At 39.4% G+C, this 17,129-nt stretch carries 12 protein-coding genes and 1 pseudogene; 10 read left to right on the top strand and 3 right to left on the bottom strand.

What is annotated here, in order from left to right; translation table 11 throughout:
• Window positions 1-10: 10 nt before the first annotated feature.
• Window positions 11-1,096, bottom strand: coding sequence for a glycosyltransferase (locus BR73_RS0118770; protein ID WP_033166795.1), 1,086 nt, complete (start codon window positions 1,094-1,096; stop codon window positions 11-13).
• 158 nt (window positions 1,097-1,254) lie between these two features.
• On the opposite strand from BR73_RS0118770, the gene BR73_RS0118765 reads away from it, so the two are divergent.
• The 3 genes from BR73_RS0118765 (at window position 1,255) to BR73_RS0118755 (ending at window position 3,916) form a co-directional block, all read left to right on the top strand.
• Complete coding sequence (locus BR73_RS0118765) at window positions 1,255-2,349, top strand: glycosyltransferase (protein WP_033166794.1); 1,095 nt, start codon at window positions 1,255-1,257, stop codon at window positions 2,347-2,349.
• 110 nt (window positions 2,350-2,459) lie between these two features.
• Complete coding sequence (locus BR73_RS0118760; protein ID WP_051685315.1) at window positions 2,460-2,807, top strand: hypothetical protein; 348 nt, start codon at window positions 2,460-2,462, stop codon at window positions 2,805-2,807.
• A 602-nt stretch (window positions 2,808-3,409) separates the two neighbouring features.
• Window positions 3,410-3,916 (top strand): GNAT family N-acetyltransferase, encoded by a 507-nt coding sequence (locus BR73_RS0118755; RefSeq protein WP_051685314.1) that lies wholly within the window; start codon window positions 3,410-3,412, stop codon window positions 3,914-3,916.
• Between the two features lie 313 nt (window positions 3,917-4,229).
• Here BR73_RS0118755 and BR73_RS26825 read toward each other — a convergent pair.
• Window positions 4,230-5,547, bottom strand: a pseudogene (locus BR73_RS26825) (IS1380 family transposase).
• 431 nt (window positions 5,548-5,978) lie between these two features.
• Here BR73_RS26825 and BR73_RS0118745 point away from each other — a divergent pair.
• From BR73_RS0118745 to BR73_RS0118720, 6 genes are all read left to right on the top strand, one after another.
• Entirely contained in the window at window positions 5,979-7,601 is a 1,623-nt protein-coding gene (locus BR73_RS0118745) for a response regulator (RefSeq protein ID WP_033166793.1), read from the top strand.
• Window positions 7,601-9,040 (top strand): sensor histidine kinase, encoded by a 1,440-nt coding sequence (locus tag BR73_RS0118740; protein ID WP_033166792.1) that lies wholly within the window; start codon window positions 7,601-7,603, stop codon window positions 9,038-9,040. The genes BR73_RS0118745 and BR73_RS0118740 overlap by 1 nt, the downstream gene beginning before the upstream one ends.
• Window positions 9,041-9,236: 196 nt before the next feature.
• A complete protein-coding gene (locus BR73_RS0118735; protein WP_033166791.1) occupies window positions 9,237-10,295 on the top strand; it encodes an ABC transporter substrate-binding protein in 1,059 nt (352 codons plus the stop codon).
• 182 nt (window positions 10,296-10,477) lie between these two features.
• The gene (locus BR73_RS0118730) at window positions 10,478-12,004 is read left to right on the top strand and encodes a sugar ABC transporter ATP-binding protein (RefSeq protein ID WP_033166790.1); all 1,527 of its coding nucleotides are present in this window, start codon (window positions 10,478-10,480) and stop codon (window positions 12,002-12,004) included.
• On the top strand, window positions 11,994-13,049 hold the full coding sequence (locus tag BR73_RS0118725; protein WP_033166789.1) for an ABC transporter permease: 1,056 nt from the start codon (window positions 11,994-11,996) through the stop codon (window positions 13,047-13,049). The genes BR73_RS0118730 and BR73_RS0118725 overlap by 11 nt, the downstream gene beginning before the upstream one ends.
• Window position 13,050: 1 nt before the next feature.
• Entirely contained in the window at window positions 13,051-14,136 is a 1,086-nt protein-coding gene (locus tag BR73_RS0118720) for a sugar ABC transporter permease YjfF (protein WP_081848794.1), read from the top strand.
• Here BR73_RS0118720 and BR73_RS27610 read toward each other — a convergent pair.
• Window positions 14,050-15,177, bottom strand: a complete 1,128-nt coding sequence (locus BR73_RS27610) for an AraC family transcriptional regulator (protein WP_051685313.1) — start codon at window positions 15,175-15,177, stop codon at window positions 14,050-14,052. The two genes, BR73_RS0118720 and BR73_RS27610, sit on opposite strands and share 87 nt — an antisense overlap.
• Before the next feature lie 147 nt (window positions 15,178-15,324).
• Here BR73_RS27610 and BR73_RS0118705 point away from each other — a divergent pair, with 147 nt between their 5' ends.
• A complete protein-coding gene (locus BR73_RS0118705; RefSeq protein WP_033166788.1) occupies window positions 15,325-17,118 on the top strand; it encodes an L-fucose isomerase in 1,794 nt (597 codons plus the stop codon).
• Window positions 17,119-17,129 lie beyond the last annotated feature (11 nt).

Genomic DNA, 17,129 nt, shown 5'->3' with positions numbered 1-17,129 from the left:
TAATATAATCTTACAGAGCAGACAGCTTCTTCTGTAAATATTCCTGGTTTCTTATGGCCTGAACAGAATCGGGTTTCTGTTTTAAAGCTCTTTTGTTAAACTGAAGTGCTTTTTTATAATCACCTAAACGGTCGTAGCAGACAGCGCATTCGATAAGAGGAATATATGCCCAGCAGTCAGGCTGCAGAAAACCCCAGCAATTTTTGGGTTTCTTTAAGGTCAGAATAAATTGAAACCAGTAGATAGCCCTTTCATATTCTTCTTTTTCCTGATAGTGATAGCCGATTTGACAGCAAACTTCAGCACGAGGGGTGTCATAAAGAAAGCTCTTAAAGAGACTGGTAAGAGCGAGTTTATCAAGATTTAATTGAAAATAGCATTTGGCCATGTCACTGCAGGCAGCGATATTGTCTTCGACCCAACCCATACCTGTATCCAGAAATAGCTCATATTGGTTGATAGCTTCTTTTAATCTGTTATGGTCTTTTAACTCTCTGGCGTAATAGTAAATTCCTCTTGGAGAAAGATAACCTTTTTCTTTTAGATGCTTCTCGTATATTTTAATGTTGCGGCTGCTTTTAACGGCTGCTTCCGGTTTTTTACCATGAATAATACGGATACTGCTTTCAGATACTGGTCCGCTGGTAGCAAGATATTCATGTACGGGTTCATTCCATTGAAAGTTGCAGCTTTTTTTGGTCAGACGTTCACGGTAATAAGAGAAAGTCTCATTGCCTTTATAATCTAAGCCTGTTACATATTTCATCATGATAGCATTGTAATCGGTGGTCATATTCTTCTTTAATTTTTTAAGTTTTATGGCATCCTCAGGCAGCAGGAAATCATCTGCATCAAGCCATAAAATATATTCCATGGTCGCAAGCTCATAGGAATAGTTTCTGGCTGCAGAAAAATCATCTATCCATTTAAAATCATACACCTTATCCGTATAAAGTGAACAGATTTCCTTGGTTTTATCTTTGGAGCCGGTATCCACTATTATAATCTCATCCACAATGCTGGAAACTGAATTCAGGCATCTTCTGATATTTCTTTCTTCGTTTTTAACAATCATAGCCAGGCTTATTGTTACCATTGTACGTCCTTAAAAAATATTATTGTTACATTATATGGTGAAATCACCTGGAAGTGAATGCAAAATTGAAAAAACTTATATTTTGTAAAACTTTTTGGTAACCATTACAGGCTATGGACATAAAATGGTATAAATCCTATTGATTGAAGGATAGTCAGATGTCTACTGTAAGTCTTTGTATGATAGTAAGAAATGAAGAAGAGTATATTGAAGCTTGTCTTGAGAGTGTAAAACATCTGGTTGATGAGATTATAATCCTGGACACCGGTTCTACTGACCGGACGAAGGAACTTTGTTCCCATTATACGGATCAGGTATATGAAGCAGAGTGGCAGGAGGATTTTAGTCTGGCAAGAAATCAATGTATCGAGAAGGCTACCTGTGACTGGATATTATGGCTGGATGCAGATGAGAGACTGATTCTAAAGGACCGTAAACTTTTGCAGCAAAAGTTATCAAAGAAACGCTGTAAATCGTACACAGTCAGAATGCTGCATTTTATGAACTCTATGGAGGAGGGAAAAGGCCGGTATTATATATCATATCATATCAGGCTGTTTCAAAGAAAAGCTGGATATCAATTTCAGGGAATCATTCATGAGAAATTGGTGGACAGGAAAGGAAATGAACTCCAATCGAAAGAAATTACCGATGTTATAGAGCTGTATCATTATGGATATACAGAGCTTCATCTGAAGGAGAAAAGTATCAGGAACTTAAGCCTCTGTCTGAAGGCTAAGGAAAATGACAGGGAAAATCCGTGGCTGGATTATCATATAGCAGCTGAATTGTACCGCTTAGGGGATATGAAGAAATCTCTTGAATTTATTAACTTCTCCATATTAGGATTTTTATCTAAGGGTAAAGTGCCCCCATCATATTTATATAATCTAAAATATGATCTTTTGATAACATGTGGTAACACGGAAAATGTAAATGAGGGGATTGAAAGAGCCATCAGTTTATTTCCGGATTATGTAGAACTTCATTTTTACAGAGGAATTGTATTGTTCAGGTTAAATCTATATAAGGAAGCAGTGAAAGCCTTTTCTTACTGTATTCTTTTAGGAGAGGATAACCCGAATTATCTTATAAAATACGGCAGCGGTACTTTTCTTGCCTATTATTATATGGGTGAGGCGTATAGGATGTGCGGAGAAAAGGAGTATGCATTGGAAGCCTACAGGCAGGCATTACTTTACCAGACTGAATTTCCAGAAGCCGAAGAACGGCTTAAGGAATATACGGCTTAAGAGTGATAATCACGACCTGATTAGTTTATGGAAAATTCACTCTTTATATTAACTGCATAAAAGCAGATTTCTGCTATATGCAAATATTATCAAAATAAGGGGGATTTAAAATGTCTCAGCCCAGTTTTCCTGTCATAAGCCCCGCTTTCACAAGGGAAGATGTTATAAATCAGATATTGTCTTCCATTGCTATGGAAGAGTTGCGATTAAGTCATATTATTAATACAGAAGGAGAAAAGTTACAATATATTATTGGAACCCTGCCAGGTATTCCGGGACCGGGTGCAATAGTAGAAGATGTTCTGGCAGCCAATGACAGTGTTCGTAATATGATTGATGCCATATTCCAAAACCAATTATTGTATAAGAGTAAGATGCAGAGTGCATTGGCATCTTCTGAAATGCAGGGACCTACGGGAGCAACAGGTGACTCTGTTATAATTGGACTAAGTAAGTGAAACAGCTATATCAAAGGGTTTTCGCTAATCTTAGTCCAATTTTTTTATACCCTATTTACCTATTACCCAACCCAATTTTATTTATGTGGAGGACACAGCAAAGCCACAAGGCATACTTAATATAAATGTGATGAAAGGCTTTTTATTTGACGATTATTCTTTATTTTATAGATGGCCGGGGGCGGAGTCCATTTGCGGACCCCTTGAACTACTCATGTAAACTGGTATAATAGCGTAAATACTATACTACTTTTACTACCTGGTGTGTCTAATATAGCATAGGAACAAATTGCTTGGATGTTGGGGCTTTTTTCTCTCCTGTTTTTGGTGCTTAACATAAATTTTATAGAGTGTAGCAATTTATAGTGCTTCTTCGGAAAAGTTTTAAATTTTTAGGTTAACATGCAGAAAAGGGAATTACCATCCGGTGATACAGAATCACCTTTTTTTGGTATATTTAATTCTAAGAAACGGTAATTTTTTAGGCTTTGACGATGAGCGATCCTATTAGTTTTTAATTCAATAAATAAAGGTTGAATGGTTTATATTAAATAGAGTATAATTATCTATTATATTATTGGGAAAATGTGGAGGAGAATAACATGTGTAAGGTAATTTTCCAATCGATAAAAAGTAATGAATTAGCAATAGTAAGCAAACAAATTAGTAATAGCTATAAAGTAGCTTATAAAGGACTAATGAATGAAGAGTATTTGTTAACTTTAACTGACGAACATTGGATTGATATATTGCAAAATAGTATATCCAGAGGAGATTCATGTCTTGTTGCAAAAGATAATGATAAAATAATTGGAACAGCGGTTTTCGGAAAGACAGATGGTGGAGTGAGTTCGGAAAATGCTATACTCCATGCTATTTATTTAACCCCTCAATATATTGGTTATGGAGTAGGACATGGACTTTATACTGAAGTCGAGAAAGCTATGAAAGTAAAAAACTATAAATATTGTATTTTGGAAGTTTTGTCATCGAATAACCATGCCATAGATTTTTATTTGAAACATGGTTTTAAGAAAACTGGGGATTTTAGGGTGGAAGAAAACGGAATGATTTTACAATGTGATACCATGCAAAAATGTATAATTTAAAGTTTAAAACTTTCAGATATTAGTGAGCAAGAAATTCATGAACTTAGTTTTTTATGAGTTCTGAAAAAACGTAAAAAATTAGGAGGTTAATTAATAAAGAAGATAAAATAAGATCTCTAATTGGAGATTTATTAATTAGAACTGTATTAATCCTGAATTATTCATGGTGATGTAGAAAAAAATAATCTACCCACCGATTTATCATTGTAGCTCATTTTTGTTGATAGATTAATGAATTCACCATTAAAAAAGGGTAGAAAATCCCTGTAGTATCCACAATTATCATTTTGAGCTATCAAGGTTCATCATTAGGTTATTCCAACTTTGGAAGTAGTCTGATATTATTCAATGTTTCGATAAATGCTTCCTTATAAGGGCAACTACTACAAAGTTTGAATGTAATATATCTTGCTGAGTGAACCATCTTAGCTGCGATTTTCAACAACTTCAGCCGAACCGTATCTATTTGAAATTTCCTCATAGACGGTGGAAGTACGAGACGACGAAACCAGTTGAAAATATTATAGACCAGTACCGAAATCTGCATTCTATTGGAGTTTATAAGCATGCTGCTAGACATGGTATCCATGTCAAAACCACTTTTGGATTCCTTGATAAAGTTCTCCATTTTGCCACGGTTACAATAGAATCGTATGATTTCTGTTGGTTTTAAATCCATGTTTGTTACGATGAATGTGTGCATATACACAAGCTGGTTTGCTGGTTTTTCAATCTTTACGATAACACGTCTAGTTTGCCCCCAGCTTGCAGCTGCATAACGGAATTCACCATATACTACGGCATAATCCACCTTATTATCCGCAGTAATCTCATCTAATTCTTTCTCAAGAGATTCTGTCAGATTTTTTAGCGTTTCATTTACTTTGAGGCGGATGGCATAGGAAGTACCATTGGTCTCCAACAACTCAAATAACTCTGGACACGCAAAGCCACTGTCTCCACGAAGATAAAGAGCTACCTCAGGATAATCTTCTAGGTACTCCATCAACAGAGGCTTCAAAAACTGACAGCAATCAGTGGAGGTATAAACTGCACCAGGTCTGAGCATAGCCTTTAACAAGTCACCAGTCAAACCATCATAGCAGAGAAGAGGATGATATCCATGATTCGAGTAATGGTAGTTGAAGCCTTCACCCTCCTGATTTCCAAAGGTATCAAACAGGGTGGAATCAATATCAAATAGCACCATATCCGGCTTACGGATGGAATATATTTTCTTACGAATAAAGATATAAAATCCAGTCCATTTGCATCAGCGTAATGTCATCCATTCGGTTGAAAAAGCGTGACATTGTAGGTTGTGAAGCCAAAGAATCCTTATCGAGCAAAGTTGTAAAAATAGGGTCAGTGGTCAGCTCATCCGAATCATCATCAGTAAAGTAGCCTGCTAACTGCTGATACATTTTCTGTAGCAGGTTTTCGCCATCCTTGTGGATACGAAGAGTCTTATCATTGGTCTGAAAATGCTGTTCAATCAGCTTGTCGAGACCGATTTTGCAGATAAATTCTTTGAGTAAGAGCATCCCTGCATCGGAGGATAAATCGCCTCCATCAAAATTTATTTTAATCTTACTATTGCTTTCGGAACGAAGTGCCATTAAACTAGACATAAGGGTTTCTCCTTTGTGTTGATGTTTGTTGTGGTGACTACATTTTAACAAAGTTGAAACTCTTTTTCTATTGTTTTGACTTCACTTTTTAGGTGAAAGTAATAAATAGATGAAAATACAGTAACTATGCGGTGCGACACACCGTTAGATGAGTTATCATGAATAATTCAGGATTAATGATATATTTACATAAAATAATCAACCGGTATTGGAAAAAAATGTGTTATAATCATAATATAATAAGTCCTTATATGAGTATGTAGATTTCTAAAATCTGCGATCGTAAAAGTGATGAAATACAAATACATCAAGTGTTCACTTAATCCTCATAAGTATTGTAATTACAATACATGTGAGGATTTTTGGATTGGGCATTAATACAACCGGTGGTGAACAGCAGGTGGTGAACGGTGATTTGGAAGGGATGTAATATGATTAAAGTATTTTTAGTGGAAGATGAGGTTGTTATTCGGGATAGTATACATAAAATTATTCCCTGGGGGGAATATGGGTATGAGCTGGCTGGAGAGGCTGGGGATGGAGAGTTAGCCCTTCCTTTAATACGAAAAATCAAGCCGGATGTACTAATAACAGATATAAGGATGCCCTTTATGGATGGACTGGCCTTAAGCGAGCTGGTTAAGAAAGAACTTCCGGCAACGAAAATTGTAATAATAAGCGGATATGATGATTTTGAATATGCCAGACAGGCAATATCAATCGGTGTAGAACGGTATCTGTTAAAACCAATTACCCGGAGCAGTTTTCTGGAGGTTTTAAAAGATATCATGAAAAAATATGAGGAAGAGAAGCTGCAAAGAATTTACTTTGAGAAATTCAAAGCCGAGCTTCAGGAATATGAACAGCATTCCAGAAGGGATTTTTTTGATACGCTGGTAACAGGAAGTGATAATATTCAGGCAATCTATCAAAAGGCAGAAAAACTGCAAATCGATATTGCGGCACAAAGCTATAATATCATTCTGTTTTCTGTTAATTCCAGAAAGGAGAATCAGATTTTTCCTGATATCTATACAAAAGAGACGGCAAAACTGCAAAGCTCTCTGGAACAGTTATTTCATGAAGCAGAGGACTGTATATTGTTCCGTAACCAGCTCTTTAGCTATGCAGTGTTGGTTAAGGGGGATAAGGAAATACAGGAGAAGACAAATGGATGTGTATACAGGCTGCAGGAATTTTTTAACAGGGTAAGCAAGGAAATCGACTGGTTTATTTGCGCTGGAAAAGCAGTGGAGCGTCTGAGTCAGCTTCCGGAGAGCTATAAAGAGGCTATGCATAATTTTGCCCTGCGATATCTGAATAAATTTCGCTTGCCAGCAATAGAGGAAATAAGCAGGGGAACTGAGGAATCAGAAGCTATGGATATAAGGAATATTGATGCCAATGTCCTGAACCCGGAAGTCATACATAATTTCTTAAGTCATGCTCTTGTCAATGAAGTAAATGATTTTGTAAAAGATTATTTCCAGATGATCGGGGAGGAAGCATTAAAGTCTAAAATATTCAGGCAGTATATACTTTTGAATATTCATTTCAGTACAGTTTCTTTTATTCAGAAATTAGGATTTAAAAAAGAAGAATTTAAAAGTTATATTCCCCTTATTTGCACAGAAGGAATAATGTCAATGCAGAAGGGCTCAGAGATTATTACTGAGATCCTGCGAATAGCAATACAACTGCGGGAAGAGAGTGTCAGATGCAGGTATAAGAGCGTACTTGAGGTGGCACTGGCGTTTATTCAGGATAACTATACTGATGACATGTTATCTCTAAACAAAGTCGCTTGTGCAGCAAATGTCAGCGCAAACCATTTCAGTGCGCTGTTCAGCCAGGAAATGAAGAAGACCTTTATCGAATATTTGACAGAACTACGAATGAATAAAGCGAAACAGCTCCTTCGCTGTACCGATATGCGTTCCGGTGAGATTGCCCTGGAGATAGGATATAAGGATTCTCATTATTTCAGCTTTCTATTTCGAAAGACACAGGGGCTGACACCAAGTGATTACCGTAACCAAAAGGGAGGAAGCTGATGAAGCATCAGATGAAAAGAACGAGAATTCAAGCGCCAAAGACAAGCCTTGATAAGAAATTACGGCATATTGTATTGATAATGCTTTTACCCCTTGTGCTCTGGATGCTGTTGTCCCTGTTGATAATCAGATATTATGAAATGCAGTATACCCAGATTACCTATAATGTGAATGTCAGCAGTAAATTTAATATGGACTTTAAAAATACCATTGACTTAAAGATGTATCACTATACTGTTGGAAGCAAGCAGCAGGCTACACTTCCCACACAGGATGTAGAGGATGCCATTGACCTCGCTGCTTCCTTAAGACGGACAACCTATCGGAAGGAAAGCAGACGTACCTTACAAAACATACTGGATTATTGCGATAATCTGGAGAAGAAGATGTTTATGATTGCAGAGACAAAAAACTACGACAGCCGACAGCAGCAGCTGGAGAATAATATCTATGTTCTGACCCGCCTCATACAAGCTAAAATGATTGATTATATCTATTATGAAGCCGGATATATGACCACCCTGGAGCAGAAAATGACAAAGGATATCCGTACAGTAACGCTGCTTGCCATTTTATTTGTGTGCCAGACTGTAATCTTTCTGTCTTACTACGGGCTGCGGTTCTCTAAAAGCATAACGGAACCAATCAGCAGATTGTGCTGCAATGTCAGGCTTGTTGGCGAAGGAGAATTCTCTGTACCGCAAATTGATACAGGATATGCAGAAATAGAACAGTTGAACTCTGGCATTCAGCAAATGGCAAGCCGAATAGATATCCTGCTGGATAATGTGAAGAAGGAAGAGAAGCTTCAGCACAAAACACAGCTGCAGCTTCTTCAGGCGCAGATAAATCCTCATTTTTTATACAATACACTGGATACCATTGTATGGCTTGTGGAGTCAGAGCAGAACGAGCCGGCTGTAACCATGTTAACGAATCTGTCGGTATTTTTCAGGACCATTTTATCAAAGGGTAATGATATCATCAGTCTGGAAGAAGAAATTAAGCATACCCGCAGTTATCTGGATATACAAAAAATCAGATACCAGGATATCCTGGAATATGACATCCGGCTTCCGGAGGAACTCAATACTGTTCTGGTACCCAAGCTGACCTTGCAGCCTCTGGCAGAAAATGCACTATATCATGGTGTAAAGGAGAAAAGGGGAAAGAGTACCATTCTTATTGATTGCAAGCGGTCGGGAGAAGAGGTGATACTTACAGTTACAGATGATGGCATTGGCATGCAGCCAGATAAATTAAATGCTGTCAGAACTGCACTGGAGAGTTCAGAACATATCGGATTCGGCCTTTTGGCGGTACATGAGCGAATAAAACTATATTTTGGAAATGCCTTCGGAGTATCGATCTCTTCAGAGTATGGCAGCGGAACAACTGTTAAAGTGTGTATTCCCCAAATAAATCAACTTTCTTCGTAAAATAATTACCTCCACAGGATAATCAGTAAATATTCCAACGAAAATCGTAAGATAATAAATGGGAAAATTCGGATAGCTATATATAATTGTATATATCAACAGGAAGTGTATAAGACTTCATGTACCGTACATAGCGTGTTCAGAATGGTGCATTGGGTTCTCGGGCACATCCTGACAAGAAAGAGGAGGATATATGATGTTAAAAAGGTTTACAGCAGTTTTAATGATTTTCTGCCTGGTTTTTGTATTGGCAGCCTGCGGGGATAAGAAGGAAGCCACACCAAGTGATTCTTCTTCTGCAAAAGATTTGGTAACAGTAGGTTTTTCACAGGTAGGAGCGGAATCTGACTGGCGTACTGCCAATACAGAGTCCATGAAATCCACCTTCAGTGAAGCTAATGGTTTTGAACTGATCTTTGACGATGCACAGCAAAAACAAGATAACCAGATAGCAGCAATTCGTAATTTCATACAGCAGGAAGTTGATTACATAGTATTGGCACCGGTTACTGAGACAGGCTGGGATACCGTATTGCAGGAGGCAAAAGATGCAGGAATTCCGGTAATCATTGTTGACCGTATGGTGGATGTATCCGATGACAGCCTGTATACAGCCTGGGTGGGTTCTAATTTTGAACTGGAAGGCAAGAAAGCGGCAGGCTGGCTGGATGCGTATTTAAAGGCAGCAGGTAAAGGAGAAGAGGAAGTAAATATTGTAGATATTCAAGGTACAATCGGTGCATCTGCCCAGATAGGACGTACTGCCGGCTTAGAAGCAGCGGTCTCTGGACACAGCAACTGGAAGCTGCTTGCCAAAGTAAGCGGTGAATTTACGCAGGCAAAGGGACAGGAGGTCATGGAATCCCTGCTGAAGCAATATGGAGACCAGATTGATGTTGTTTACTGCGAGAATGACAATGAAGCTTTTGGCGCAATTGATGCCATTGAAGCAGCAGGTTATAAAGTAGGCAGTGACGGAGATATAATTGTTATGTCCTTTGACAGTACCAATGCCGGTTTAACAGATACCTTAAGTGGTAAAATAGCCGTAAATACAGAATGCAATCCTCTTCATGGTCCCCGTGTACAGGAAATAATAGAGACACTTCAAAAGGGTGGAACCGTTGACAAGCAGAAATTTGTAGATGAAGGAATATTCTCCTATGATAATTCTGTTACCAGTATAAAGGTAGACGGAACGGATTATCCGGTAACACAGGTGACGGAGGAAGTTATAAAAGCCCGTTCCTACTAAATAAAGTGCAGTTTAAGGTGCGGTATGGTTGATTCATGGGGATGGACGGTATCGCACCTTTTCGTTTGAGTAAAGCAAAGTTAAGGTCAGTAAATCCGTACTGCCTTGTGTAAACAGCGAGTGTTGAATTAAGTGTATGCAAGGAAGTACCAGTGTAAACGAAAGCAGGTGCAAAAGTTAGAATGGGTCCTGAGAGTATTGTAATCATGAAGGATATCAGTAAGAGTTTCCCTGGTGTAAAAGCTCTGTCACATGTAAACTTTACCTTGCGAAAAGGGGAGATTCATGGGCTGATGGGAGAGAATGGTGCCGGTAAATCTACCTTGATCAAGGTTCTGACCGGTGTATATGAGCTGGATACAGGGGAAATACATATGCAGGGAAAGGAGAACCCGGTCATCATTCATTCTCCAAAAGAAGCTCAGGAAAACGGAATCAGTACGGTGTATCAGGAGGTGAATTTATGTCCTAACCTTACAGTGGCTGAAAATTTATTTCTTGGCAGAGAACCGAAAAGAGCTGGTCTTATTCATTGGAAAACCATAAATCAAAAAGCTGAACTTCTTTTGAATAAGCTTGGCATCATGGTGTCTCCTTTAAAGCTCCTAAAGGATTGCTCCATTGCAATTCAGCAGATGGTCGCCATAGCCAGGGCTATGGATATGAAATGCAGAGTGTTAATTTTAGACGAACCTACCTCTTCCCTGGATGAAGAGGAAGTAATGAGGCTTTTTCAATTAATGAACCACTTGAAGGAGGAAGGAACAGGTATCATCTTTGTAACTCATTTTCTGGAGCAGGTCTATACTGTCTGCGATCGCATAACTGTACTAAGAAACGGAGAACTGGTTGGAGAATATGAGATAAAACAGCTGCCCAGAGTACAATTAGTGGCAAAGATGATGGGGAAAGACTTTGACGAGCTTGCAGATATAAAAGGGGAGCAGGCGGAGTATAAAAGAGAAGAAACGCCAATAATTGAAGCCGAACAGCTGGTACATGAAGGAAGCATAAAACCCTTTGACCTGTCTGTACACAAAGGTGAAGTTATAGGACTGACGGGACTCCTGGGATCAGGGCGCTCCGAGCTGGTTCGCACCGTATATGGTGCCGATAAAGCTGACGGAGGTAAGCTTAAAGTGAATGGAAAAGCCGTAAATATAAATTCACCTCTTGATGCCATGAAGCTGGGAATGGGATACTTACCGGAGGACAGAAAAGGAGAGGGTATTCTTAAGGACTTATCCCTGCGGGAGAATATTATTATAGCCTTACAGGCAAAAAGGGGTATGCTAAAACCTATGAGCCGAAAAGAAATGGAAGAGGCAGCTGATAAATATATGGATATTCTGCAGATTAAGGCAGCCAACAGGGAAACTCCCATAAAGAATCTCTCGGGAGGCAATCAGCAGAAGGTTATACTGGGAAGATGGCTGCTGACCAATCCGGAATATCTGATTCTGGATGAACCTACACGGGGCATTGATATAGGTACGAAAACCGAAATTCAAAAACTGGTATTAAAGCTTGCAGAGGAAGGCAAGGCTGTAACTTTTATTTCCTCGGAAATTGAAGAAATGCTAAGAACCTGTTCCAGGATGATCGTAATGCGGGATGGCAGGAAGGTAGGAGAGCTTAGCGGCAGTGAACTTAGTCAGGAGACTATCATGAAAACCATTGCAGGAGGTGAGAAGGCAGATGAGATATAAGATAAAAATCCTTACGGGGCATCGGCTGTTTATGCCTTTTTTATGCCTGGCAGTAGTTTTACTGGTAAATGTTTTAAAAACTCCGGCCTTCTTTCAGATTTCCATGAATAACGGTGTTTTTTACGGTTATATGGTGGATATTATAAACCGTGGTTCTGAACTGGTAATACTTGCAATCGGAATGACGCTGGTAACAGCAGCCTCCGGCGGACAGGATATCAGCGTCGGGGCAGTAATGGCTGTGGCTGCGGCATTATGCTGTCAGATTCTTTCCGGTGGGAAGGTATCCACAAATATTTTTGAGAATCCACTGCTTCTGGCTATGCTGGCAGCCTTGGCTGCAGCTCTTCTGTGCGGTGCCTTTAACGGTTTTTTGGTGGCAAAACTACATATTCAGCCCATGGTCGCTACATTAATATTATTTACGGCAGGCAGAGGAATAGCCCAGTTAATTACGAGGGGTCAGATAACCTACATACGTGTGGACAGCTATAAGGTTTTAGGCGGCTATATCGGAAAATGCCCCATACCTACACCAGTATTTATGAGTATGGCAGCTGTAATTCTTATTGCAGTAGTTGTTAAAAAGACAGCTCTTGGCCTTTATATTGAAAGTGTTGGGGTTAATGCATCTGCTTCCAGACTGGTAGGCTTAAACTCCTCTTTGATCAAATTCCTGACTTATGTACTTTGCGGTGTTTTAGCAGGTTTTGCTGGTATAATTGCTTCCAGCCGTATCTATTCAGCTGATGCAAATAACATAGGCCTGTATATGGAAATGGATGCTATTCTTGCAGTAGCTTTAGGGGGGAATATTTTAAGCGGAGGTAAATTCAGCCTGATAGGTTCGGTAATCGGTGCTTATACCATTCAGGCACTGACCACTACTCTTTACGCCATGAATGTATCCGCTGACCAGCTGCCCGTATACAAAGCGGTTGTGGTTATTACCATAGTAGTGCTGCAAAGTCCCGTTTTCAGAAAATTCATGGGAAACCATAAACGGAATGCATTTCGAAAAAGGGAAGAAAGGCATGGTTACTAATATGGTAAAATCTAAAAATAAAAGTAAGCTTCAAAGCAATACCTTCCTCTTATTTATAACGATAGGACTCTTTCTGGTAATGTATGCAGCCGGAATGCTTCTTTATCAGGATAAAGGCTTCGCGAAACCTCAGATGTTCTTAAATCTTTTTATTTCCAATGCAGGACTTATCGTGATAGCCTGCGGTATGACTTTGGTTATGATAACAGGCGGTATTGATATTTCTGTGGGTTCAGTTACTGCCCTGGTCTGCATGACAGCAGCTTATTTCATGGAAAAAAAGGGGGCCACTACCTATACAGCTTTGGCAATGGCTTTAGTTATCGGAATTCTCTTTGGACTGGTACAGGGATATTTGATAGCCTATCTGGAAATACAGCCATTTATCGTAACACTGGGAGGCATGTTCTTTGGCCGGGGTATGACTGCAGTGGTCAGTACCGAGATGATATCAATTCAGAATGATTTATTTATGAAGTGGGCCAACTATAAGATCTATATGCCCTTTGGGACTGTAAATAAAAAGGGTGTCTACCAGGCGGCTTATATCTATCCTACAGTATTAATTGCAATAGCAATTGTAGTGGGAATTACTATAATGCTTAAATATACGAAATTTGGGCGTAAGCTTTATGCAATCGGCGGGAATCAGCAGAGTGCTTTAATGATGGGAATTAATGTGAGAAAAACAAAACTTCAGGCTTATGTTCTGGAGGGTTTTCTGGCAGGGCTTGGTGGTTTTCTCTTCTGTCTTAACAGCAGTGCAGGTTTTGTGGAACAGGCAAAAGGAATGGAAATGGATGCAATTTCAGCGGCTGTTATAGGCGGTACTCTTCTTAGCGGCGGTGTGGGTACGGTTGTGGGAACTTTATTCGGGGTATTAATAAAAGGAACCATTACAAGTCTCATAACAACCCAGGGAACCTTATCCAGCTGGTGGGTAAGAATAGTATTATCGGCACTGCTTTGCTTCTTTATTATATTGCAATCGGTAATTGCATCAGCTAAAAGGAAGAGAAAAAAGTTTTCGGTATTTGGCGGGAGTGATACCTTTAAAGCGTTTAAACAGCTTAATAAAGTAACTTAAATCATTAAAACCGCAGGCATAGGCAATCTCAGTTATGGTGTCCTCCGATGACAGCAGCTGGCAGCAGGCTCTCTCAATACGGTAATTGTTCAGATATTCAAAAGGGCTTTTGTGAGTCATTTCCTGAAAAAAACGGCAGAAATATTTAGGAGACATACCGGCAGCTTTTGAAAGCTGCTCCAGGGTCAGACTGGTTTGATAGGAATCCTCCATAAGTTCCAGAACCTGTTTCATCAAATGAATTCTTTTGTGGTTTCTTTGTGTTTCGGAGTCCGTAGAATAATAATGGTTTTTCGTAATACTTCCAAGTATCAGATATAAAAGTCCCTGGGTAATTAACTCATAACCCGGGGCTTTTTCTTTTAAGGTATCAAAAAGACAGTCCAGATGCTGCTTTAATAAAAGCTGCTCTGTATGATTTATATTCTGTAAGGCATTCATGCTTTGTAAGGTATTCATATTTTGTATGGTAGTCAAGTTCTGTAAGCTATCCATGTTCTGTAAGGTATTCATATTCTGTACGGTATTCATGTCTTTTGAGTTATCCATATTTTGTAATCCATTTAAATTCTGCAAGGCATTTAAATTCTGCAAGGCATTTATATTCTGTAAGTTATTTAAATTCTCTGTATTATCTAAATTCTCTGAATTGTTAATTTTATTCTCAGAGGGAGCAGCTGGATAATATTCATTAATCAGATAGGTATGATTCATGATTTCTTTAATGTAACGATTACAGGCGTTATCTTTTTTCACAAGCATGTTCATGTCAAAAACAACGCATTGATAGATGCAGTCTGTGGGAGTACCCCCATGAAGGGTACCACTGTTCAGAAACAGGATATCCCCTTTCTTTGCCAAATGCTCCCTTTCGTCCAGAGTAACAACGAAGCAGCCTTCTAAAATACGAATAATTTCATATTCCATATGCCAATGGTAAGACATTATGTATTGTGGATGATTCTGATCGACATGATAGAATTCTATTGGAAAATCAAAGGTTCCTCTTTGTTTGCTTTCATTGTAGCCCAGTTTCTGCATAAAACCTCCAATGTGAATATCGTTATATTTTTTGCTATTATAACACAAGTATCTGATTACCAGCAACCGTATAATGAAATTACAATATTACATGCGAGAATAGTGAGTATTTGTATGCCGCAAAAAAGCGGCAGAAGGAGGTTAATTATGGCTAAAAACAGATTGATTGGGGATTATCCGGTAATCGGAATCAGACCGACTATCGACGGAAGAAGAGGTGCCTTAGGAGTAAGAGAATCTCTGGAAGAACAGACCATGAATATGGCAAAGGCAGCAGCAAAACTATTTGAAGAGAATATCAAATATTCCAATGGCGAGCCTGTGAAAGTTATTATTGCGGATACTACCATTGGACGTGTTGCAGAAGCAGCAGCCTGTGCAGATAAATTCAAAAAGGCAGGTGTAGACATTACCCTGACTGTAACTCCCTGCTGGTGTTATGGCTCCGAAACCATGGATATGGATACCAATACAATAAAAGGAGTATGGGGCTTTAATGGTACGGAAAGACCCGGTGCAGTGTATCTTGCAGCTGTTCTGGCAGGTCATGCACAGAAGGGACTTCCGGCATTTGGAATCTATGGGCATGATGTCCAGGATGCTACCGACACGGAGATACCGGAGGATGTAAAAGAGAAGCTGCTCCGTTTCGGACGTGCTTCCGTTGCCGCAGCAACTATGAGGGGCAAATCCTATCTTCAGATCGGTTCTATCTGTATGGGTATAGCAGGATCTATTATTGACACGGATTTCTTCGAAGAATACTTAGGGATGAGAGTGGAATCTGTTGATGAAGTTGAAATAATCCGCAGAATGATGGAAGAAATATATGATAAGGCTGAGTATGAAAAAGCGCTTGCCTGGACAAAAGAACACTGCAAGGAAGGCTTTGATAAGAATCCGGAGGAATTACGTAAATCACCGGAAGAAAAAGAGAAGGATTGGGAATTTGTTGTTAAGATGATGTGTATCATAAAAGACTTATTTAACGGAAATCCCAACCTGCCTGATTATGCAAAAGAAGAAAGTGTAGGTCATAACGCCATTGCAGGCGGTTTCCAGGGGCAGAGACAGTGGACGGATTTCTATCCCAATTGTGATTTCCCGGAATCTTTGTTGAATTCCTCTTTCGACTGGGAGGGTGCAAGAGAACCTTACATATTAGCTACTGAAAATGATACCTTAAATGGCGTTGGTATGCTCTTTGGCAAACTTCTTACCAATACCCCTCAGATTTTTGCGGATGTAAGGACTTATTGGAGTCCTGAGGCAGTTAAGAAAGCTACCGGTTATGAACTGGAAGGTATTGCGGCAGAATCCAAAGGATTTATCCATCTGATTAACTCCGGTGCTGCCTGCATTGATGCCTGCGGTGAGATAAAAGATGCTGACGGCAATGGTATAATGAAACCCTTCTGGGAAATGACAGAGGCAGATCAGGAAGCCTGCTTAAAGGCAACTACCTGGAATGCGGCAGATACAGGATATTTCAGAGGCGGCGGTTACTCCTCCAGATTCTTGACCAGAAGTGAAATGCCGGTAACCATGGTTCGTATAAATCTGGTAAAAGGCATAGGTCCTGTACTTCAGCTGGCAGAAGGTTATACCGTTAATCTGCCCGAAGAGGTATCTGATAAATTGTGGAAGAGAACAGATTACACCTGGCCCTGTACCTGGTTTGCTCCAAGACTTACGGGTAAAGGTGCATTTACCTCTGCTTATGATGTAATGAATAATTGGGGAGCCAACCATGGTGCTATCAGTTATGGACATATCGGTGCAGATATAATAACCTTGTGCTCTATCTTAAGAATTCCTGTTAATATGCACAATGTCCCTGAAGAAAAGATCTTCCGTCCTGCGGTATGGAGTGCTTTCGGCATGGATAAGGAAGGACAGGATTACAGAGCCTGCCAGAATTTCGGACCTTTGTATAAGTAAAAGGAATCATG

The organism is Clostridium sp. KNHs205 (assembly GCF_000702945.1).
GTDB lineage: Bacteria > Bacillota > Clostridia > Lachnospirales > Lachnospiraceae > Anaerocolumna.
Note: the sequence above shows the minus strand (reverse complement) of the source record. Positions and strands in the feature narration are given on the sequence as shown.